20 protein-coding genes are annotated in these 20772 nt (G+C 40.9%); all 20 read left to right on the forward strand.

What is annotated here, in order from left to right; translation table 11 throughout:
• Positions 1-232: 232 nt before the first annotated feature.
• Entirely contained in the window at positions 233-484 is a 252-nt protein-coding gene (gene veg / locus ACDZ29_RS10790; protein ID WP_034316343.1) for a biofilm formation stimulator Veg, read from the forward strand.
• A gap of 151 nt (positions 485-635) precedes the next feature.
• Entirely contained in the window at positions 636-812 is a 177-nt protein-coding gene (locus tag ACDZ29_RS10795; protein ID WP_089364277.1) for a small, acid-soluble spore protein, alpha/beta type, read from the forward strand.
• A gap of 321 nt (positions 813-1133) precedes the next feature.
• On the forward strand, positions 1134-2003 hold the full coding sequence (gene ispE / locus ACDZ29_RS10800) for a 4-(cytidine 5'-diphospho)-2-C-methyl-D-erythritol kinase (RefSeq protein ID WP_289314097.1): 870 nt from the start codon (positions 1134-1136) through the stop codon (positions 2001-2003).
• Between the two features lie 61 nt (positions 2004-2064).
• The gene (gene purR / locus ACDZ29_RS10805) at positions 2065-2889 is read left to right on the forward strand and encodes a pur operon repressor (protein WP_289314096.1); all 825 of its coding nucleotides are present in this window, start codon (positions 2065-2067) and stop codon (positions 2887-2889) included.
• 13 nt (positions 2890-2902) lie between these two features.
• Entirely contained in the window at positions 2903-3277 is a 375-nt protein-coding gene (locus ACDZ29_RS10810; RefSeq protein WP_289314095.1) for a RidA family protein, read from the forward strand.
• A 193-nt stretch (positions 3278-3470) separates the two neighbouring features.
• Positions 3471-3767, forward strand: a complete 297-nt coding sequence (gene spoVG, locus ACDZ29_RS10815) for a septation regulator SpoVG (RefSeq protein ID WP_034316332.1) — start codon at positions 3471-3473, stop codon at positions 3765-3767.
• A 665-nt stretch (positions 3768-4432) separates the two neighbouring features.
• Positions 4433-5806 (forward strand): bifunctional UDP-N-acetylglucosamine diphosphorylase/glucosamine-1-phosphate N-acetyltransferase GlmU, encoded by a 1374-nt coding sequence (gene glmU, locus ACDZ29_RS10820; protein WP_289323293.1) that lies wholly within the window; start codon positions 4433-4435, stop codon positions 5804-5806.
• Between the two features lie 15 nt (positions 5807-5821).
• Entirely contained in the window at positions 5822-6775 is a 954-nt protein-coding gene (locus ACDZ29_RS10825) for a ribose-phosphate diphosphokinase (protein WP_289314093.1), read from the forward strand.
• 318 nt (positions 6776-7093) lie between these two features.
• Positions 7094-8074, forward strand: coding sequence for a sulfonate ABC transporter substrate-binding protein (locus tag ACDZ29_RS10830; protein ID WP_375090825.1), 981 nt, complete (start codon positions 7094-7096; stop codon positions 8072-8074).
• A 13-nt stretch (positions 8075-8087) separates the two neighbouring features.
• Entirely contained in the window at positions 8088-9260 is a 1173-nt protein-coding gene (ssuD, locus tag ACDZ29_RS10835) for an FMNH2-dependent alkanesulfonate monooxygenase (protein ID WP_375090826.1), read from the forward strand.
• On the forward strand, positions 9223-10008 hold the full coding sequence (gene ssuC, locus ACDZ29_RS10840; RefSeq protein ID WP_289323296.1) for an aliphatic sulfonate ABC transporter permease SsuC: 786 nt from the start codon (positions 9223-9225) through the stop codon (positions 10006-10008). Before ssuD ends, ssuC begins: the two co-directional genes overlap by 38 nt.
• A gap of 13 nt (positions 10009-10021) precedes the next feature.
• Complete coding sequence (locus ACDZ29_RS10845) at positions 10022-10774, forward strand: ATP-binding cassette domain-containing protein (RefSeq protein ID WP_289323297.1); 753 nt, start codon at positions 10022-10024, stop codon at positions 10772-10774.
• A gap of 161 nt (positions 10775-10935) precedes the next feature.
• Entirely contained in the window at positions 10936-11574 is a 639-nt protein-coding gene (locus ACDZ29_RS10850) for a 50S ribosomal protein L25/general stress protein Ctc (protein ID WP_289314088.1), read from the forward strand.
• 260 nt (positions 11575-11834) lie between these two features.
• A complete protein-coding gene (gene pth / locus ACDZ29_RS10855) occupies positions 11835-12395 on the forward strand; it encodes an aminoacyl-tRNA hydrolase (protein ID WP_289323299.1) in 561 nt (186 codons plus the stop codon).
• 103 nt (positions 12396-12498) lie between these two features.
• Positions 12499-12729: an anti-sigma-F factor Fin family protein gene (locus tag ACDZ29_RS10860; protein WP_061440335.1), complete on the forward strand. Its 231-nt coding sequence runs from the start codon at positions 12499-12501 to the stop codon at positions 12727-12729.
• A 170-nt stretch (positions 12730-12899) separates the two neighbouring features.
• Entirely contained in the window at positions 12900-16436 is a 3537-nt protein-coding gene (mfd, locus tag ACDZ29_RS10865; RefSeq protein ID WP_375090827.1) for a transcription-repair coupling factor, read from the forward strand.
• 191 nt (positions 16437-16627) lie between these two features.
• Positions 16628-17164 carry a stage V sporulation protein T gene (spoVT, locus tag ACDZ29_RS10870; protein ID WP_289314085.1) on the forward strand — a complete coding sequence of 179 codons (537 nt, stop codon included), beginning with the start codon at positions 16628-16630 and terminating at the stop codon, positions 17162-17164.
• Between the two features lie 213 nt (positions 17165-17377).
• The gene (locus ACDZ29_RS10875) at positions 17378-19000 is read left to right on the forward strand and encodes an oligosaccharide flippase family protein (RefSeq protein ID WP_375090828.1); all 1623 of its coding nucleotides are present in this window, start codon (positions 17378-17380) and stop codon (positions 18998-19000) included.
• The gene (gene mazG / locus ACDZ29_RS10880; RefSeq protein ID WP_375090829.1) at positions 18993-20465 is read left to right on the forward strand and encodes a nucleoside triphosphate pyrophosphohydrolase; all 1473 of its coding nucleotides are present in this window, start codon (positions 18993-18995) and stop codon (positions 20463-20465) included. Before ACDZ29_RS10875 ends, mazG begins: the two co-directional genes overlap by 8 nt.
• Before the next feature lie 23 nt (positions 20466-20488).
• Positions 20489-20752 carry an RNA-binding S4 domain-containing protein gene (locus ACDZ29_RS10885; protein WP_034316386.1) on the forward strand — a complete coding sequence of 88 codons (264 nt, stop codon included), beginning with the start codon at positions 20489-20491 and terminating at the stop codon, positions 20750-20752.
• The last annotated feature ends 20 nt before the right edge of the window (positions 20753-20772 follow it).

A 20772-nucleotide genomic window follows, 5' to 3' on the forward strand; every position in this document is an offset into this window, starting at 1 on the left:
TAAGAAATGATACTAGGTGAGGATTTAATTACGAAAATTCGGCTTAATGAATAATGAAATAGTTCGTCTACATAATTTTTCATTTCCCAGGATATAATAAAAATGTTCGCGATTTTGCCGAATTTCAGATAAAAATATATTGACTACATTTTTAAGTGCTGATATAATTTATTATTTTGTTTGCGTATATTTGTAAAATGTGATATACTTAACTTAGTGAGGTGGACCGAAAATGCCAAAAACTCTAGCTGACATTAAAACTGCACTTGATTCAAACCTAGGTAAAAGATTGCTCTTAAAAGCAAACGGTGGAAGAAGAAAGACTGTAGAACGTTTTGGAACTTTGGCGGAAACTTATCCGGCTGTTTTTGTAATTGAGCTCGACCAAGATGAAAATGCGTTTGAAAGAGTATCTTACAGCTATGCGGATGTTTTAACGGAAACCGTAGAACTAACATTTTTAAACAAACAACAAGAGATGTAACTTAGAGGAGGCAGCGAACAATTATGTTTGCTGCTTTTTGTTTTGCATAAAATATCCTGTGAACTCCAATAAAGGCTTAAAAAGGATGTAATGAAATAGCGTATGATGCAAACACTAGGCATGTGACAGCATGTGAAAGGGGTTGTTTCGCTTGGGCAGGAAAAAAGGGATTATGTCAAATGATCTTAAAGAAGAATTGGCAAAAGAACTTGGATTTTACGATGTTGTCCAGAAAGAAGGCTGGGGAGGAATCCGGGCCAAGGACGCAGGGAACATGGTAAAACTTGCTATCGAAAAAGCACAACGTCAATTGGTGAACAAGGAGTAAGATAAAACACTTAATTGCATCATGCTGTCCTATTGAAGAAGCCAGACTCTTTATACAATGTATAGCTATATTCATTTTTGCTTACATTGTAGATATGGAGTCTGGTTTTTTTATGTATCGGTGATGCTATATGGATATGTAGCAAGTCTTTTGGGAAGTAGGAACGTGATGCTCACCCATGTGCCTACATGTGTCTATTCTCCTCTAAAGGTCAGTCTTAGCTTCATTACATTGAAATTACGATGAAAAAACCTTTAGAATATAAACAAATATGATAGAATAGGACAAGAACTTTTAAGAACGTAAAAGTAGGTGGACATATTGAAGCTTATGGAAAAAGCCCCGGCTAAAATTAATTTGGCTTTGGATGTGCTTTTCAAACGGCCTGATGGGTATCATGAGGTGGAAATGATCATGACGACAGTCGACCTTGCCGATAGAATTGAACTAAAGGAAATAAAGGGAAATCATATACAAATTCTATCCCATAATCGATTTGTTCCGGATGATCATCGGAATTTAGCTTATCAAGCCGCATTTATTCTAAAGGAACGTTTTGGAATCAATAAAGGTGTTTCTATAACTATAGAGAAAAATATACCTGTAGCCGCAGGACTTGCTGGTGGAAGCAGTGATGCCGCAGCTACGTTGAGAGGTTTAAATAGACTGTGGAAGCTTGGTCTTTCCATGGATGAACTTGCGGAAATAGGAGCTGAAATTGGCTCTGATGTTTCATTTTGTGTATATGGAGGTACGGCATTGGCCAGAGGGCGCGGGGAAAAAATCACGCATCTTCCTGCACCGCCAAAATGCTGGGTCATCTTGGCCAAACCGACAATCGGTGTTTCGACTGCTGATATATACAAAAGGCTCCAAATTTCAAAAATGGAGCATCCGGATGTACCTGGAATGATTTCGGCTATTAAGGAAAACAATTATCACGATGTATGTGGGGGATTGGGCAATGTTCTGGAACAAGTGACATTGCAGTTATACCCAGAGGTTGCGAACATTAAAGATCAAATGAAGACATTTGGAGCAGATTCGGTCTTGATGAGCGGAAGTGGTCCGACCGTTTTTGGTTTGGTGGAACATGATTCGCGCATGCAAAGAATTTATAATGGGCTTCGGGGATTTTGTGATCAAGTTTATGCGGTCCGTTTATTGGGTGATCGAAACAATCTTGAATAGAAACGTACATTAGTGGTATAGTTGCTATATAATATTCGGAATTCACAAAGGGGGTGTCTCAATGAAATTTCGTCGCAGCGAGAGGCTAGTCGATATGACCAATTATTTATTAGAACATCCGGGGGAATTGGTTTCACTGACTTATTTTGCTGAAAGGTACAGTTCGGCAAAGTCCTCGATCAGTGAAGATTTGACAATCATCAAGGATACCTTTGAACAACGCGGGATAGGATCTTTAACAACCGTTCCAGGTGCGGCTGGTGGAGTGAAATATATTGTTTCCATCAAGGAAGAAGAAACCAATGCTTTCATTGACGGATTATGCGATACGATCGCTAGTCCCGAAAGGCTACTTCCTGGCGGTTATCTATATATGACAGACATATTAGGACATCCGCAAACCGTGAATAAGGTTGGAAGGATAATCGCTTCAATGTATGCCAAGAAAAATGTCTCAGTCATCATGACAATGGCAACCAAAGGGATATCATTAGCATACGCCGTGGCAAATTATTTGAATGTTCCAGTTGTCATTGTAAGTAGGAATAATAAAGTAACGGAAGGTTCTACAGTGAGCATCAATTATGTTTCAGGCTCTTCAAAGAGGATTCAGACTATGGTACTCTCTAAGAGAAGCTTGGTTGAGGGTTCGAATGTATTGATTGTAGATGATTTCATGAAGGCTGGGGGTACCATTAACGGTATGGTCAGTTTATTGGATGAATTTAAGGCAACAGTTGCCGGAATAGCGGTGCTGGTCGAATCCGAACATACGGAGGAGTGCCTTGTCGAGGACTATGTTTCTTTAATCAAGTTGACACAGGTGGTCGAAAGAGACAAAAAAATCAAGGTCAGCCGTGGGAATTATTTTACGAAAAAGGAATAGGGGGAATCATTTCATGAAAACGATACATACGGATGAAGCACCGGCAGCGATCGGACCATATTCACAAGGCGTGATCGTGGATAAGTTATTTTTCAGTTCAGGACAGATCCCACTTACTGCTTCTGGTGAGATGATAACAGGGAATGTTAAGGAACAAACACACCAGGTCTTTAAGAATCTCCAAGCTGTATTGAAAGAAGCAGGAGCCTCATTGGAAACTGTCATTAAAGCTACTGTATTCATTAAAAGTATGGAAGATTTCGGTTCGATTAATGAAATATACGGAGAATATTTTTCTAATCATAAACCTGCTCGCTCATGTGTAGAGGTTGCCCGGCTTCCTAAAGATGCACTAGTGGAAATAGAAGTGGTTGCGCTCGTTAAATAAACGGGCGTTTTTTTTATTTTTTAAGGGGAATTCGTAATGGGTAATTTTCCTATAATATAAGGGGTATTTATAGTATTTTTGAAAACTAGGCTGAATTTTCTAAAAAAATTACAGATAATAGAAGGAGTTCCCGTTTTTTTGTTGAATATGTACTTTAAGTTTTAACAACAACAAAAAGGGATGGTGAGCTTAAATGGAAGTAACTGACGTAAGATTACGCCGTGTGAATACGGATGGTCGTATGAGAGCTATCGCATCAATTACACTGGATAATGAATTTGTGGTTCATGATATTCGTGTGATCGACGGAAACAATGGTTTATTTGTAGCAATGCCAAGTAAACGAACTCCAGATGGAGAATTCCGGGATATCGCTCATCCAATCAATTCCTCGACACGCGGGAAAATTCAAGAAGCTGTCTTGACAGAATATCACCGATTGGGAGAACTTGAAACTGAACTAGAGGAAGCTGGAGCAGGTGCTTCTTAATTAACTTACCTTTAAACTTTTATTTTATAATTCGTGCATCTAGAGCCTACTTCATTAGTAGTGCTCTTTTTTATTTTATTCTGAAACGATAAGTTTAGAACTTATTCCCTTTCCAATCAGTAATTTGACTAAAATGGTATATATTATGATGCCATCTTCAATGGTTTAAGTACCCCTCCTTTTTATTTTTCAAACCTTTTTATACATCCTGAATATTAAAATCCCTGTAAGCGGATGGAAGGAATACCATTTATGAAAATTATCATAACCTTCAATGACGTGAATATGAGATGAATCGGCAACCTGATATCGGAATGGGAGTTAACAACGGATGCAGTGCTTCCTAATGGCCTGTACATAGGGCGTAGTGCAATCATGGTAGTGTTTTGGGATGATGGGGGGTGACTGGTGTTAACAGGGGAAGAAGGCGCGATTTCTGTATTATGCTAATAATGAAAATGACATTGATCAAGCAAATATTATTATTTGAATGATTAAAAAGACTGCGAACAGGTCCAATAATAACGTTTGAGGGAAGTCGGAATTTGAATTTTTTCTTACCTTCGCGGTTGACAATTATATGTACTTTTAATTGTTACCTTGAAAAGAATCACTATATGAGATAATATTTTTAGTGGATAAAAAGGTGAAAATGGAGGCCTGTTATGAGTAATCGCTATGCAATAATATTGGCCGCTGGGCAAGGTACTAGGATGAAATCTAAGCTTTATAAGGTTTTGCACCCTGTTTGCGGGAAACCAATGGTACAACATGTTATCGATCAAGTCAATCAACTTCAAATAGAAGATATTGTAACAGTCATTGGTCATGGAGCTGAAAAAGTTCAAGAACAACTTGGTGATTCATGCAAGTATGCCTTACAAGATCAGCAATTAGGTACGGCACATGCTGTAATGCAAGCGGAAAGCGTTTTATCCGTTAAAAGTGGAACGACCCTTGTGATTTGCGGAGATACGCCTTTGATCAAAGCGGAAACGATGAAAGAGCTTATAGCATTGCATGAGCAAAGTCAGGCGAAAGCAACAATCTTAACAGCATATGCAGATAACCCAGCTGGCTATGGAAGGGTCCTTCGAGGTGAAGGCGGACTTGTAGAAAAAATCGTCGAGCATAAGGATGCCACTGATGAAGAAAGATATGTTAAGGAAATAAATACCGGTACATATTGCTTCGATAACCAAGCATTATTTAGCGCGCTGAAAAAGGTTTCAAATGAAAATGTCCAGGGAGAATATTACTTACCGGATGTTATTGAAATTTTAAAAGAAGAAGGGGAAGTGGTGACGGCCTTCCAATCCAGTGAATTCGAAGAGACATTAGGTGTAAATGACCGAGTGGCTTTATCGCAGGCTGAGCATATTTTACGGAAACGCATTAATGAATCGCATATGAGGAATGGCGTAACGATCGTCGATCCGCTTACAACGTTCATTGAAGCGGATGTGCAAATCGGACAGGATACGGTCATTAACCCTGGGTCATTCATAAAAGGAAAAAGTATTATCGGACAGGATTGCTTGATTGGCCCGAATACGGAAATCAGTAATTGTGAAATCGGTGATGGAACGGAAGTCCTACAATCGGTTGTACACGAAAGCAATATTGGAAGTTTTGTTAAAATCGGTCCTTTCGCACATGTTAGACCTCAATCAGATATTAAGGATTCCGTTAAAATCGGTAATTTTGTCGAAATTAAAAAGGCCGTTTTTGGAAAAGGAAGCAAGGCCTCTCATTTGAGTTATATTGGCGATGCAGAGGTTGGGGAGAATGTTAATATAGGCTGCGGATCTATTACCGTGAATTATGATGGGAAAAATAAACATTTGACGAAGATTGAAGACAATGTCTTCATAGGCTGCAATTCTAATCTAGTTGCACCTGTGACGATAGGAGAAGGAGCATATGTGGCTGCTGGGTCAACCATCACGCAAGATGTACCGCAGGAAGCCCTATCCGTTGCTCGGGCTCGTCAAGTTAACAAAGAAGATTATGTCAAGAATTTGAAATTTAATAAATAACCGACGGAGGTCATCATGTCAAATCAGTATTTAGATCCTAATTTAAAAGTATTCTCTTTAAATTCAAACTTCGATTTAGCACAAGAAATCGCTGCTGCAATCGGTGTTGAACTTGGAAAATGTAGCGTAACAAGTTTCAGTGACGGTGAAGTTCAGATTAATATTGAAGAAAGTATTCGTGGCTGTGACGTTTACGTAATCCAATCAACAAGCCAACCAGTCAATGAAAATTTAATGGAACTTTTAATTATGATCGATGCTCTTAAACGTGCTTCAGCTAAAACGATCAATATTGTAATGCCATATTACGGTTATGCCCGACAAGATCGTAAAGCACGTGCGCGTGAACCAATTACAGCTAAACTTGTCGCAAATCTTTTAGAAACTGCTGGTGCCCATCGTGTAATCACATTAGATCTTCACGCGCCACAAATACAAGGTTTCTTCGATATTCTGATTGATCACCTTGTTGCTGTTCCAATTTTAGCTGATTTCTTCAAGGAAAAAGATTTAAGTGATATCGTCATCGTTTCCCCTGATCATGGTGGGGTTACACGGGCACGTAAAATGGCTGATCGCCTAAAAGCACCGATTGCCATTATCGATAAACGCCGCCCAAGACCGAACGTGGCTGAAGTCATGAACATCATTGGTAATATTGAAGGGAAGACAGCAATACTGATTGATGACATCATCGATACCGCAGGCACTATTACACTAGCGGCCAATGCCCTTGTAGAGAATGGTGCTAAAGCAGTATATGCTTGTTGTACACACCCAGTCCTTTCAGGTCCTGCCATCGAAAGGATTCAAAATTCAACGATTAAGGAATTGGTCGTGACTAACACGATTGCCCTATCTGAAGATAAGAAAATCGATAAAATTGTTGGACTCTCTGTAGCACCTTTGATCGCAGAGGCGATTATTCGTGTCCATGAGGAACAATCAGTCAGCACATTATTCGATTGATAATAAAATAAACGAAAACACGGCGGTCCTTCGGGCTCGCCGTATTTTCGTTTAAAAGTTTCAGAATATATTTAATTCTTAGTTGACAGATATGAATACTAATAATAAAATGACTATACAAATATTCAATTCATATTTTCTGAAATGAAGAACTGTACTAACGCAAGTGCATACTGGTTAACGCCGATCGGACTACCGAAGGCTCCTTTTCACTTACCATTGAACATTAGGCATCTTTTTGCCCTATTGTCCTATTGGTGAAGGAAAGGAGCCTTTTATTTTTATATAAATAGTTTAAGAAGGGTGTGCGTGCAGAATATGAAGAAAAAACGAAATTTGTGGCTGATTTCCATTATTAGTATCTTCATGCTGATATTAAGTGGATGTGGACAGGAAAAGAACAGTTCCAAAAGTGCTGACGCAAAAGAAACGGATAGGACCATTCGAATCGGTTATCAAAAATTCGGGACATTAAATATTTTAAAATCCAAAGGGGAGCTGGAAACACATTTAAAAGAATTGGGATATACCGTAGATTGGACTGAATTCCCTGCCGGACCTCAGCTACTTGAAGCCTTGAATGTCGGCAGCCTTGATTTTGGGCACACAGGGGAGGCGCCACCGATATTTGCACAGGCAGCCAAGGCTCCGCTTGTCTATATTGCTAATCAGCCCGCAAACCCTTCAGGAGAGGCTATAGTCGTGCAAAAGGATTCGCCCATTAAAAATGTGAAAGATTTAAAGGGAAAGAAGGTTGGTTTGAATAAAGGTTCCAATGTTCATTATCTATTGGTCAAAGCTTTAGAGGAAGCAGGTCTTACTCTTGATGATATTACTCCTGTCTACTTACCGCCGGCAGATGCGAGGGCCGCTTTTGAAGGAAACCAAATTGATGCCTGGGTAATATGGGATCCATTTTTATCAGCGGCCGAATTGGAACTTGAAACGAAAACGATCCGGGATGGAGAAAGGCTAGTGGCGAATCGTGAATTCTTTTTGGCGACGGATTCATTTGCCGAGAACGAAGAGGTTTTGAAAATCATCAAAGAAGAATTGATGAAGGCTGATAAATGGATTGAAGAGAACCCAAGGGATGTCGCTGAGTTTCTATCTCCGGAAATTGGAATGAGTATTGAGGCATTGGAAAAAACATTAGAAAGAAAAGAATATGGACTTGAGGAAATTTCTAATACCGTTTTGGATGATCAGCAAAAGATTGCCGATACATTTTTCAATCTTAAACTAATCCCAAGCAAGATTAATATTCTAGATGCGTCAGCAGATCTTAAAAAACAGTAAGGGGGAAATGAAAATGAAAGTTTTTTGGTTTTTGCCATCACACGGGGAAAGTAGGTATTTAGGATCGACAAAGGGAGGGAGAGCGATCACACTTCCTTATTTAAAGCAAATAGCACAGGCAGTCGATCATTTGGGGTTTGAAGGAGCGTTGCTTCCAACGGGGCGGTCTTGTGAGGATGCATGGGTAGTGGGTTCTTCATTGATTTCCGCAACGGAAAGAATGAAATTTTTAGTTGCGGTCAGACCTGGTTTAATGTCGCCGACCTTGGCTGCCAGGATGGCTTCAAGCTTCGACCGGCTTTCGAATGGCCGTCTATTAATCAATGTAGTAACTGGAGGGGACCCGGTCGAATTGGCAGGTGATGGCGTATTTCTGAATCATAAGGAACGATATGGACAAACAGATGAATTTCTTGATATCTGGAGAAAAGAAATGACTGGGGACAAAGTGGACTTTGAAGGGGAGCACTTAAAGGTTGAAGGCGGGAACATTCTGTTGCCATCTGTACAAAAACCGTACCCACCACTCTATTTTGGTGGTTCATCCGACCCTGCCATCGATATATCAGGAAAGCATATTGATGTGTACTTAACTTGGGGTGAGCCGCCGGAGCAAGTAGCTGAAAAAATTGAAAAGGTACGTAAAAAAGCAGCAGAGTATGGACGTGAGGTCAGGTTTGGCATACGGATGCATGTCATAGTGAGGGAAACGGAAGAAGAAGCATGGCAGGCAGCGGAGGAACTCATTAAATATGTGGATGACGAAATGATTGAAAATTCACAAAATATTTTTGAAAGATTTGATTCAGTGGGCCAGAAGCGGATGTCGCAACTCCATAACGGAAAAAGGGATTCACTTGAAATCAGCCCTAACTTATGGGCAGGTGTTGGTCTTGTGCGCGGAGGCGCCGGTACGGCACTAGTCGGGAGTGCGGAAAATGTTGCTGCCAGAATGAAGGAATATGAAGAAATCGGTATAGAATCCTTTGTTTTATCTGGATACCCTCATCTGGAGGAAGCGTATCGTGTTGCGGAATTATTATTTCCTTTGCTACCTGTTGAACGGCTGCAAGTTCCCATTTCAAAAGCTACGAGCCCATTCGGTGAAATACTGGCTAATGACCACTACCCTACAAAAGGAAGTGAAAATGAAGATGCAGAAAAAGTTAAACAAAAAATTCAATAGGTTTCACCTCATTTCATGGCTTGTACCCATACTGCTATTGGTAACTTGGCAGCTGCTGTCTTTGTGGGGAATTCTGTCGGAACGGATATTGCCTGCCCCGACTGAAGTGTTTCAAGCGGGTGCCGCTTTATTGGGGACAGGTGAACTTATTGATTATATCGGCATCAGTGCCCAGCGTGCCTTCATCGGCTTTTTAATAGGAGGGATTATAGGTTTTGTACTAGGTTTATTAAATGGATTATCGTCCATTGCTGAAACCTTATTCGATACCTCGCTTCAGATGTTGCGTAATATTCCGCATTTAGCTTTAATACCGCTGGTGATTCTATGGTTTGGTATAGAAGAAGAAGCGAAAATCTTCCTTGTCGCTTTAGGGGTTCTATTTCCCATCTATTTAAATACATTTCATGGAGTGAAATCGGTGGATAAGGAATTAATCGAAGCGGCAAGGGTTTATGGGTTAAGTGGTTTTTCTTTATTCTGGAATGTGATCCTACCTGCAGCCTTTCCATCCATTTTGGTGGGGATTCGCTTCTCCCTTGGAATCATGTGGGTCACATTAATTGTCGCAGAAACAATATCCGCTAATTCTGGAATTGGATATATGGCTATGAATGCACGGGAATTCATGAGGATGGATATTGTTGTTCTCAGTATTCTCTTATATGCAATATTAGGAAAAGTATCGGACGTTGCGGCCAAAATAATTGAAAAAAGATGCTTAAAGTGGCATCCGTCATACCAATGAGGAGGTCATTAATATGAAAAATGGAAATTCGTTGGAATTGCAGGGCGTGAGAAAGGGGTTTGGGGAGTTTGAAGTTTTAAAGGGAATGGATCTCACTTTTAAAAAAGGGGAATTCGTAGCCATTGTCGGTAAGAGTGGATGTGGAAAGAGCACCTTGCTGCGTCTTGTGGCAGGACTGGAAAAGCCGACGGGCGGGAAGATACTGGTGAATGGAAAACCATTGAATGGATTGAATAAATCGTCACGTACGATGTTTCAGGATGGAAGGCTTTTTCCTTGGAAAAGAATCCTTCAAAATATTGGTATCGGCTTAAAAGGGGATTGGAAGTCAAATGCTATGGAATTACTGGAGCAAGTGGGCCTTGCAGATCGAGCAAATGATTGGCCGTCCGTTTTATCTGGTGGGCAGAAGCAAAGGGTAGCCTTAGCGAGGGCATTGGTGAACCAACCTGACATTCTCCTCTTGGATGAGCCGTTAGGGGCATTGGATGCTTTGACGAGAATTGGCATGCAAAGGCTGATTGAAGAATTATGGAGGAAAAGGAATTTTACTGCCTTACTTGTTACACATGATGTTGAAGAAGCCGTACTGCTTGCCGACCGTGTCATATTAATTGAGGAAGGCAAAGTCGCCATGAATAAGGAAATCAATCTGCCGAGACCACGGAAAAAGGATAGCATTCAATATTCCTCACTAGCAGCCCAAATCCTTAACCGAGTCATGCAAGTTGAGGGGGAAAGGGAAAACAAAGCGATTCACGCTTAAATTCAAGAAAAAAGATTATACGGTGAATTCCTATGTTTACCATATGTTTAGCTTCTTGTGGCAGCCTTCAGATTTTACCTTTCATGTTTAATGATTCGCCATTTAGGGAAATGTTAAATATAGAGAGACTTGTAATTCATATTTAGGAAGGCGGAGGATGTATGAGTAATATATTAGCTGCAAAAGAACGTACGGATTCAAAACACTCTAATTTAAGGAATTTGAGGGAAAGCGGCGAAATCCCTGCGATTGTATATGGCAATAAAAATGACAGTACAGCCATTTCAGTCAATAATATTGAGCTTCAAAAGACAATCAAGGAAATAGGCCGTAATGGTATCATTTCTTTGGACTTGGAAGGAACGAGTTATAAAGTCATGCTCTCTGACTATCAAAAGGATCCTATAAAGAACTCCATTTATCATGCAGACTTTTTAATTGTAGATATGTCCGCTCAATTACAGGCACAAGTTCGCATTAACCTTGTCGGAGTTTGTAAAGGCGTGAAAGACGGTGGGGTCCTTCAGCAGTCTCTTCATGAAGTGACGGTTACGGCTAAACCGAATGACATTCCTGACTCCATCGATGTTGACGTTACCGAACTTCAGGTAGGGGATACAATCTACATATCTGATATCCAAACGAATAAGCAAGTTACAATCGACAACGATGGTGAGGAAGTAGTTGCATCTGTTTTGGCTCCTCGTCAGGAAGAGGAAATAAGTACAGGTGAACAGCAAGATGGCGGTATCCCTGAAAATGAAGAGGGCAGGGAGACCAAGGCATCACCAGAGTCATGATGCAGGGATTAAACAAGTGAATCGTGATATAATAGGCGTAGCTCTTAATGAGTTACGTCTTTTCAATCTCTGGATGCGTCAATTTAAACAGGGCCATTTTCCGGAACTGATTCCTTTAATTAGGATTTTTTTCTAATTAGTTCTCCGGTCGCTTGCAGGCCAGCTTGAAATTAGGGTACTATTTTTCTAAGGTCAATAAGCTTGGAAAAACTTCGTCCCGACGTAACTCCCTAAATAACCGTAATGACGGAGTGTGAATCATGAAAATTATTGTAGGGTTAGGGAACCCAGGTAAACAATATGAAAAAACTCGGCATAACGTCGGCTTTGAAGTAATAGATGAGTTATCCAGAAAATGGTCAATTCCACTTGATCAAGCAAAACACAAGGGTATCTATGGTGTAGGAATGGTAAAGGGAGAAAAAGTTTTATTGCTTAAACCCTTAACTTACATGAATTTATCAGGAGAATCCATTTCGGCTGTTATGCATTTCTTTAAGGTGGAGATCGCGGATGTGGTCATTATATATGATGACCTTGATTTGCCTCCAGGGAAGCTTCGCCTGCGTCAAAAAGGAAGTGCAGGCGGTCATAATGGGATAAAATCTTCAATAGCCCATTTGGGTACGCAAGAATTCAATCGCATCAGAATAGGCATTGGCCGCCCGATTGGCCGTATTCCAGTACCTGATTATGTATTAGGACGTTTTTCGCCTGAAGAATGGGATCATGTAGGGGCAACGATCGAAAAAAGCGCGGCTTCTTGTGAAGCTTGGATGGAAAAACCATTTATACAGGTCATGAACGAATATAACCAATAAGCAAAGAGTAGATATAAGTAAAGAATAATATCTTCCTGTTTCGCTGAATAAATCCCCTCTAATTGTACATACTAACACTATTACAAAAATAGGGGGTTACGAAATGGCTCTCCATTATCGATGCCGACATTGCGGAACTAAGCTGGGCTCAATCGAGGCACACTCACTGAGTACGGAGCAGTTAGGTTTTAATCAACTTACCGATGAAGAGCGACAAGAGATGATCGTTTATGATTCTGAAGGGGATATGCATGTAAGGGCGATATGTGAAGATTGTCATGAATCGCTGCAAAGGAACCCTGAATTATATGAAAACGATTATATTATTCATTAGCGGGAGAGGGCTTTGGACAAAATCCAAAGCATTTTTCCGTTTGTCTGGTTTACAAAGGCACGTAAAATGAAAAATTGCCGTTAATAAAGAGGGCGCTTGGTTGAATTGGCCAAGTTTAAATACAAGGATTACAAATGGTTTTCGCACGTTAAAGAGAGGGGGGAAAGAAAATGAATGGATTGCAAAACTTGTTCTCCAAACAAGATGATGTTCATTCGTTAATCGCCGGCATTGATGAAGGACTTAAGGAACAAATAGTCTCTGGTCTGACAGGTTCCTCGAGATCACTATTGCTGGCTTCCGTATATGAAAAAACGAATAGGCCGATTTTATTAGTTACCCATAATTTATTGCAAGCACAAAAATTCCATGAGGATTTATCCAGTTTCATTCCCGAGGAAGAATTATATATATATCCCGCCAATGAATTGATTGCGGCCGATTTGAGTGTGGCCAGTCCGGAATTAAGGGCCCAACGAGTAGAGGCATTAAACTTTTGGGCTGAGGGAAAGAAAGGGATTGTCATTGCGCCAATTCCCGGGGTCCGTCGTGTGCTTCCTTCTAAAGATATTTGGAAGAGGCATCAGCTTACGTTTAATTTAGGGGAAGACATCGAGCTCGAACCAACACTGAATAAATTCATTGCTATGGGTTATAACCGGTCTGAAATGGTTGCTTCACCAGGTGAATTCAGTATCCGTGGCGGTATAATCGATATTTATCCGATCACGGAACCTAATCCAATACGAATAGAGTTATTCGATACCGAAATAGATTCAATAAGGACTTTTTCAAGCGAAGATCAGCGATCCATCGAAAAACTCAAGAAAGTGATGATTGGTCCCGTCAGTGAGGCCTTGCTAGAGACAGAGCATATCGAAAGAATCATAACAAGGCTCGAGAGCGGATTAAGTAAAAGCTTGAAGAAACTTAAAGATGAGAAAACAAAGGAACAACTGGTTCAAACGATCAGCTATGAACTAGAACAGCTGAAAATGGGAAATAAACCCGACCAAATCTTTAAATACTTAAGTTTGGCTTATGAAGATCCAGCTAGTTTAATAGATTATTTACCGGTAAACGGTTTGGTTTTCTTAGATGAGATCAGTAGAATCCAGGAAATCAATGATTCATTGGAAAAGGAAGAGGCTGGTTGGTACACTGACCTTTTAAGTCAGGGACAGATTATCCATGACGTAAAATTGGCTCACCCCATGCAGGAATTAATAATGAAATCCAGCAGGCCGTTTATATATCTTTCATTGTTTTTACGGCATGTACCGCATACGAATCCTCAGAATATCCTGAATTTTGCCAGTAAACAAATGCAAAATTTCCATGGACAGATGAATGTGTTCAAAGCTGAACTGGAACGTTGGAAAAAAGGGAAATATACAGTCGTCATACTTGGACAGGATGAAGAACGGGTAAAAAAGCTGCATTCGGTTTTAGCCGATTATGATATAGAGGCCACAGAACTGTTTGATGCGAACAGCATTCTTCCAGGTAAAGTACAGATTTTACGAGGCAGCCTTAATAGCGGCTTTGAATTACCCATGCAGAAATTCAGTATCATTACGGAAACGGAATTGTTTAATAAGAAATCAAAGAAATCGATACGGAGACAGAAACTATCGAATGCGGAGCGAATCAAGAGTTATTCCGAACTGAAGATCGGTGACTATGTCGTTCATGTTAACCATGGTATCGGTAAATATTTGGGAATTGAAACCCTTACGATAAATGGGGTCCATAAAGATTACCTACATATTCGTTATCAAGCGGATGACAAATTGTATGTTCCTGTCGACCAAATAGATCTTGTGCAAAAATATGTCGGTTCTGAAGGGAAAGAACCGAAGCTTTATAAACTAGGTGGAACGGAATGGAAACGTGTCAAAAGTAAAGTTCAATCATCCGTTGAGAACATTGCTGATGATTTAATCAAGTTATACGCAGAAAGGGAAGCGGCCAAGGGCTATGCCTTTTCACCTGATGGTGATATGCAGAGAGAATTCGAAACATCATTCGCTTATAACGAAACGGAGGATCAACTACGTTCTATAGTCGAAATCAAAAAGGATATGGAACGGGAACGGCCGATGGATCGTTTATTATGTGGCGATGTCGGATATGGGAAGACAGAGGTAGCCATCCGTGCCGCTTTTAAAGCCATTATGGATGGCAAGCAAGTTGCATTTCTTGTTCCGACCACCATCCTCGCCCAGCAGCATTTTGAAACACTAAGGGAACGTTTTCAGGATTATCCCATTTCGATTGGTCTTATGAGCCGTTTCCGGACGAAAAAACAGCAAACGGAAACGATTAAAGGATTGAAGGCAGGCACGGTGGATATTGTGGTTGGCACGCACAGGATTTTATCCAAAGATATAGTGTATCGCGATTTGGGTTTGCTTATCATTGATGAAGAACAGCGTTTTGGAGTTACACATAAGGAGAAGATCAAACGCTTAAAAACAAATGTGGATGTACTGACTTTGACTGCGACGCCGATTCCGAGGACCCTTCATATGTCCATGTTGGGCGTGAGGGATTTGTCCGTCATCGAAACACCGCCTGAGAATCGGTTCCCAATCCAAACATATGTCATGGAGTATAATGGCTCGTTGGTAACGGAAGCGATAGAACGGGAATTGGCCAGGGATGGCCAGGTTTATTTCCTTTACAATCGGGTAGAGGATATAGCAAGAAAAGCAGAAGAAATTTCCATGTTGGTACCCGATGCCCGAGTCACCTATGCCCATGGGCAAATGTCGGAGCAAGAGCTGGAAGCGGTTATGTTCGGTTTTTTGGAAGGCGAATATGATGTTTTGGTAAGTACAACCATTATAGAGACGGGTGTTGATATCCCGAATGTCAATACGCTTATAGTGAATGAAGCAGATAGAATGGGACTTTCACAGCTCTATCAGCTACGTGGCCGTGTAGGGAGATCCAATCGGGTTGCATATGCATTCTTTACTTATAGGAAAGATAAAGTGTTGACGGAAGTGGCGGAAAAACGTCTTCAATCCATTAAGGAATTTACAGAGTTGGGTTCAGGATTCAAAATCGCGATGCGTGATTTATCCATCAGGGGAGCTGGAAATATTCTAGGGGCTCAACAACATGGCTTCATCGATTCAGTTGGTTTTGATTTGTACTCACAAATGTTGAAAGAAGCAGTGGACGCGAAACGTAATGACCAGCCAACCGAAGAAAAGAACACCCTTGAAATTGACGTTGAAGTGGATGCTTATATCCCTGATGCCTACATAATGGATGGACATCAGAAAATAGAAATGTATAAAAGGTTCAGAGGCATTACTTCTCTTGAAGAAGTGGAAGAATTACAAGATGAAATGCTCGATCGTTTCGGAGAGTATCCAGAAGAAGTAGCCTATTTATTCATGATTGCCGAAATGAAGGTATATGCTGAAAAGGCTGGAATTGAAAGCATTAAACAATTGAAGCAGGAAATCAGCATTCTCCTCAGGGAAAAGGTAAGCAGCGATGTGGATGGACAAAAGGTGTTTGAGCTGGGGTCAAAGTATGGCCGTATGGTCGGCTTCGGCATGGATGGAAATCGAATGAAGCTAGTCCTGCACATAAAAGGTGTAGAACAAAGCAAATGGCTTAACATACTATTTGAGATGGCCAAGGGTTTACAGCATGTAAAAAAAGAGACTCAAGCCACAAAAAACTGAAGTGAATGATTGTCCTCTTGAAGAAATTGTTTTTAAGATACCATGGTAAAAAAATGCAACAAAAAGAAAAATTTTTTCAAAGTGCATAGAACTTACCATTAGAAAAATACTAAGTACAATAGCTGGTGATGATTTTATGCTACAAAAAGAGGATTTATCAAATCAATTAGATGAAAGTGAGGCAACATTAGATGAAAGCAACTGGTATCGTTCGCCGAATTGATGATTTAGGAAGAGTCGTCATCCCGAAAGAAATTCGAAGGACCCTCCGTATTCGTGAAGGGGATCCTTTGGAAATCTTTGTGGATAGAGATGGAGAAGTAATCTTAAAGAAATACTCTCCTATTAGTGAATTAGGCGATTTTGCAAGAGAATATGCAGAAGCACTTTATGATAGCCTTGGAAATCCAGTTATGATTTGTGACAGGGATACTTACATTGCAGTGGCAGGCGGCTCCAAAAAAGAATACTTAAATAAAAGCGTTAGTGAACTAGTGGAAAAAATCATGGAAGAAAGAAATCCTGTCTTGGAATCTCCGAACGGACAAATTTCTTTCGTTGATTCAAATGATGAAGAAGTCCAATCGTATACTGCAGCTCCGATCATTGCGAGTGGCGACCCGATTGGTGCCGTCCTGATTTTCTCTAAAGAAGGTACACTTGGTGAAGTGGAACAGAAATCGGTTGAAACAGCAGCAAGTTTCCTAGCAAGACAAATGGAACAGTAAGCTTGGACATGCCATTATATTTTTAAAGGTGGAAAGGGCAGCAATCGCTGTCCTTTTTGCTCTTTCTTAAAGGTTAAACGGATTGGGAAGGGCAATAAAGAGAATTCTTTGAGATGAACATGGAAATTAATTAACAGTATGGTTGCAATTGAAAAATAACCACTTGAATTATGCTATAATAACTACCACATATGAGTGAAAAGGGGAAAAAGAATGGCTGAAAAGCCTAATAAAACATCAAATGAACTTTTGCGAGGTGCGCTGATCCTGAGCGCAGCAGCGATTATCGTAAAAGTTTTGAGCGCGGCCTATCGCATACCTTATCAGAACATTGCGGGTGACATCGGGTTTTATATCTATCAGCAGGTATATCCCTTCTACGGTGTAGCCTTTACATTATCCACACTAGGCTTCCCGGTTGTCATATCCAAACTGATCGCAGAACGGGAGTCTTCTAAAAATAATTTTGAGGTCAAGGACATTTTAGTGACATCATTCGTCGTCTTAAGTTCGATAGGAATCATGATGTTTGCGGCACTGTTCCTGGGCGCTGATTGGATTGCCGGATGGATGAAGGATCCGGATTTAGCCAGTCTGCTTAGAATCATTGCCTATTCCTACTTATTAATGCCGATTTCATCTGTTTTAAGAGGCTATTTTCAAGGAATAAACAACATGTTACCCACGGCAAGTTCGCAGGTCGCTGAACAATGCATCCGTGTATTGACGATACTGGTGCTTTCAACGATATTCGTGTATCTAGGCTACTCTCCTTATGTGGTCGGTAAGGGCGCCGTCTTCGGTTCGATTACCGGCGGCATAACCGGCCTTGTCCTGCTTATTGCTTTCGTTATTTTAAGAGAAGAATGGAAGCTTTTTTCACAAGTGAAAATCAAACCGGTAAATTTCATCAAAATTTCAAAAGTCCTGGTTTTCCAAGGATTGGCGTTTTGCATAACTGGCTTGATCCTTATCTTGTTTCAGTTTGTCGACTCAATACACCTGTATTCTCTACTAAGGGAAACGGGGATGGGGGAAAGGGAAGCTAAAGAGTGGAAAGGGGTATATGACCGTGGACAGCCTTTGCTTCAGCTAGGGACAGTCGTGGCTAATTCTTTTGCTTTGGCGCTTGTACCTGTAATATCCGGATTCGTTCAGAAGAGGAGTGAACAAGAATTAGTCAATAAGATTAAATTGGCGCTGCGTGTAAGTACGACGATTGGAATCGCTGCTGCGATTGGGCTGATAGTGACGATGAAGCCGGTCAATCATATGCTGTTCACGAATTCCAAAGGGACAATTACTTTAGCGATTTTTTCCTTATCGATTTTATTCACATCCCTCATAATGGCAAAAGCGGCAGTGATTCAAAGTTTAGGCTATTCGTTTGTACCGGTGATCATTACGATTGTGGGGGTGGGCAGCAAGTGGGCGTTGAACCTTGTTCTTGTTCCCTATTACAAAATTGCGGGAGCAGCCTCAGCAACAGTACTTGCATTTATGATCATGACAGTATTATTTTATACGGTTTTGAGAGTACATATCAAAAAGACATTAATTGAAAAGAAGTACCTGTTAATAATCTTGAAGAGTACGATTTACATGGGTACGGTTGTCGTTTTATTCAATGCCATATTCCAATTGGTGTTTTCAGGTGATAGCCGGATGTTAGCTACGATCCAAGCGCTGATCGGTGTGGGGATCGGTGCAGCCGTTTTTGTGATGACCGCAATTCGTGCAGGCTTATTTGGTGAAGAAGAACTTTCACTTATCCCTGCAGGTTCAAAGCTTAAACGATTTATAATGACGAATAGGAGTATACGAAATCATGAATGAGATAACTATAATAGGCCTTGGTGCAGGGGATTTAGATCAGTTACCGCTAGGGATTTATAAAAAATTGACACAAATTGAACAATGCTTCGTCAGAACGATGGATCATCCGGTAATCGGGGACTTGAAAAAAGAAGGAGTCAATTTCACGGCTTTTGACGAGATATATGAAAAGCACGACCAATTTGAAGCGGTATATGAAGAAATAGCCGGAACATTATTACAAGAGGCTTTAAACCGCTCCGTTCTATACGCGGTTCCAGGGCATCCCATGGTTGCGGAAAAAACGGTTCAGCTTTTGCTCGAAAAGGGGCCGGCCCTTGGAATAGCCATTAAGCTGGAAGGCGGCCAAAGTTTCCTTGACCCCCTGTTTCAGGCTGTTAGAATCGATCCGATTGAAGGGTTCCAGTTGTTGGATGGTACAGATCTTTCACCCGATGATCTGCACATTACCCAGCATATTATAATCGGACAGGTTTATGACGCATTCAGCGCATCGAATGTGAAGTTGACTTTAATGGAAAAGCTTCCGGATGACTACGAGGTATATATCGTTACAGCGGCAGGCAGCAGTCAGGAAAAAGTGACAAAGTGCGCCCTGTTCGAACTCGACCGTCAGATGGAGTTAAGTAACTTGACGAGTGTTTATGTCCCGCCTGTTAGAGAAGAAGCGTTACAGTATCGGGAGTTTTCCAAGCTGCGGCAAATCATCGCAGAACTTAGAGGTCCAGAAGGATGTCCTTGGGATAAGAAACAAACTCATGAAAGCTTGAAGAAATATCTAATAGAAGAGGCATACGAGCTTATTGATTCCATCGATCAAGAGGACGATGAGGGCATGGTTGGTGAACTCGGGGATGTTCTGCTTCAGGTGATGCTTCATTCACAAATCGGTGAAGATGAGGGCATGTTCACGATAGATGATGTAATTGAAGGCATTACGGCAAAAATGGTTCGACGGCACCCTCATGTATTCGGAAATGTTGAAGTGAATGGCGAGGAAGATGTGTTGGTGAATTGGCAGAAAATCAAAGAAGAAGAAAAGGGGAGCGAACCAAAAGCTATGCATTCCATACTGGATGGTATTGAGAAATCGCTGCCAAACTTACTTCGGGCCGAGGTGTACCAAAAAAGGGCTGCGAAGGTTGGATTTGATTGGGATGAGGTTTCCGAAGCCTGGAAAAAGGTTTTGGAAGAGGTGAAGGAATTAGAAGAGGAAGTATTAACCCCAAACAGGGATGTCGAAAGAATCAAATCGGAACTGGGCGACCTCTTTTTTGCGCTTGTCAACATTTCACGTTATTATGACATACAAGCAGAAGAAGCCGTCTACAAAGCAAACCAGAAATTTCAGCAGCGTTTTACATATATAGAAGAGTGCATTCAAAGGGCAGACAAGAAGTTTGAGGACTATACATTGGAAGAACTGGATTCATATTGGGATGAGGCAAAAGCTAAAGGACTTTAATTAAGGGAGAGATTTGAATGTCGATGAGATTAGATAAATTCCTAAAAGTTTCAAGATTGATCAAGCGCCGTACGCTTGCGAAAGAAGTCGCGGATAAAGGGAGAATCACGATTAACGGACAACAGGCAAAGGCAAGTTCGAATGTTAAAGATGGTGATGAGTTGACTGTCCGATTCGGTCAAAAGCTGGTTACGGTACGAGTCGATAAAATTCAAGAAACGACGAAAAAAGAAGCGGCTGCAGACATGTATACCATCGTAAAGGAAGAAAAGCTAGCGGAGGAGTAAAGACAGGCTTGGTTCTAATT

This window comes from Peribacillus sp. RS7, assembly GCF_041956845.1.
Lineage (GTDB): Bacteria > Bacillota > Bacilli > Bacillales > DSM-1321 > Peribacillus.

What these genes read in the sequence shown, in the direction of transcription:
- ACDZ29_RS10850 (WP_289314088.1), top strand. Translation starts at nt 10,936, where the DNA reads ATGAGTAATATATTAGCTGCAAAAGAACGTACGGATTCAAAACACTCT.
- spoVT (WP_289314085.1), top strand. Translation starts at nt 16,628, where the DNA reads ATGAAAGCAACTGGTATCGTTCGCCGAATTGATGATTTAGGAAGAGTC.
- mazG (WP_375090829.1), top strand. Translation starts at nt 18,993, where the DNA reads ATGAATGAGATAACTATAATAGGCCTTGGTGCAGGGGATTTAGATCAG.
- ssuD (WP_375090826.1), top strand. Translation starts at nt 8,088, where the DNA reads ATGAAAGTTTTTTGGTTTTTGCCATCACACGGGGAAAGTAGGTATTTA.
- mfd (WP_375090827.1), top strand. Translation starts at nt 12,900, where the DNA reads ATGAATGGATTGCAAAACTTGTTCTCCAAACAAGATGATGTTCATTCG.
- ssuC (WP_289323296.1), top strand. Translation starts at nt 9,223, where the DNA reads ATGAAGATGCAGAAAAAGTTAAACAAAAAATTCAATAGGTTTCACCTC.
- ACDZ29_RS10885 (WP_034316386.1), top strand. Translation starts at nt 20,489, where the DNA reads ATGAGATTAGATAAATTCCTAAAAGTTTCAAGATTGATCAAGCGCCGT.
- purR (WP_289314096.1), top strand. Translation starts at nt 2,065, where the DNA reads ATGAAATTTCGTCGCAGCGAGAGGCTAGTCGATATGACCAATTATTTA.
- ACDZ29_RS10860 (WP_061440335.1), top strand. Translation starts at nt 12,499, where the DNA reads ATGGCTCTCCATTATCGATGCCGACATTGCGGAACTAAGCTGGGCTCA.
- ACDZ29_RS10810 (WP_289314095.1), top strand. Translation starts at nt 2,903, where the DNA reads ATGAAAACGATACATACGGATGAAGCACCGGCAGCGATCGGACCATAT.
- spoVG (WP_034316332.1), top strand. Translation starts at nt 3,471, where the DNA reads ATGGAAGTAACTGACGTAAGATTACGCCGTGTGAATACGGATGGTCGT.
- ACDZ29_RS10830 (WP_375090825.1), top strand. Translation starts at nt 7,094, where the DNA reads ATGAAGAAAAAACGAAATTTGTGGCTGATTTCCATTATTAGTATCTTC.
- pth (WP_289323299.1), top strand. Translation starts at nt 11,835, where the DNA reads ATGAAAATTATTGTAGGGTTAGGGAACCCAGGTAAACAATATGAAAAA.
- glmU (WP_289323293.1), top strand. Translation starts at nt 4,433, where the DNA reads ATGAGTAATCGCTATGCAATAATATTGGCCGCTGGGCAAGGTACTAGG.
- ACDZ29_RS10875 (WP_375090828.1), top strand. Translation starts at nt 17,378, where the DNA reads ATGGCTGAAAAGCCTAATAAAACATCAAATGAACTTTTGCGAGGTGCG.
- ACDZ29_RS10845 (WP_289323297.1), top strand. Translation starts at nt 10,022, where the DNA reads ATGAAAAATGGAAATTCGTTGGAATTGCAGGGCGTGAGAAAGGGGTTT.
- ACDZ29_RS10825 (WP_289314093.1), top strand. Translation starts at nt 5,822, where the DNA reads ATGTCAAATCAGTATTTAGATCCTAATTTAAAAGTATTCTCTTTAAAT.
- veg (WP_034316343.1), top strand. Translation starts at nt 233, where the DNA reads ATGCCAAAAACTCTAGCTGACATTAAAACTGCACTTGATTCAAACCTA.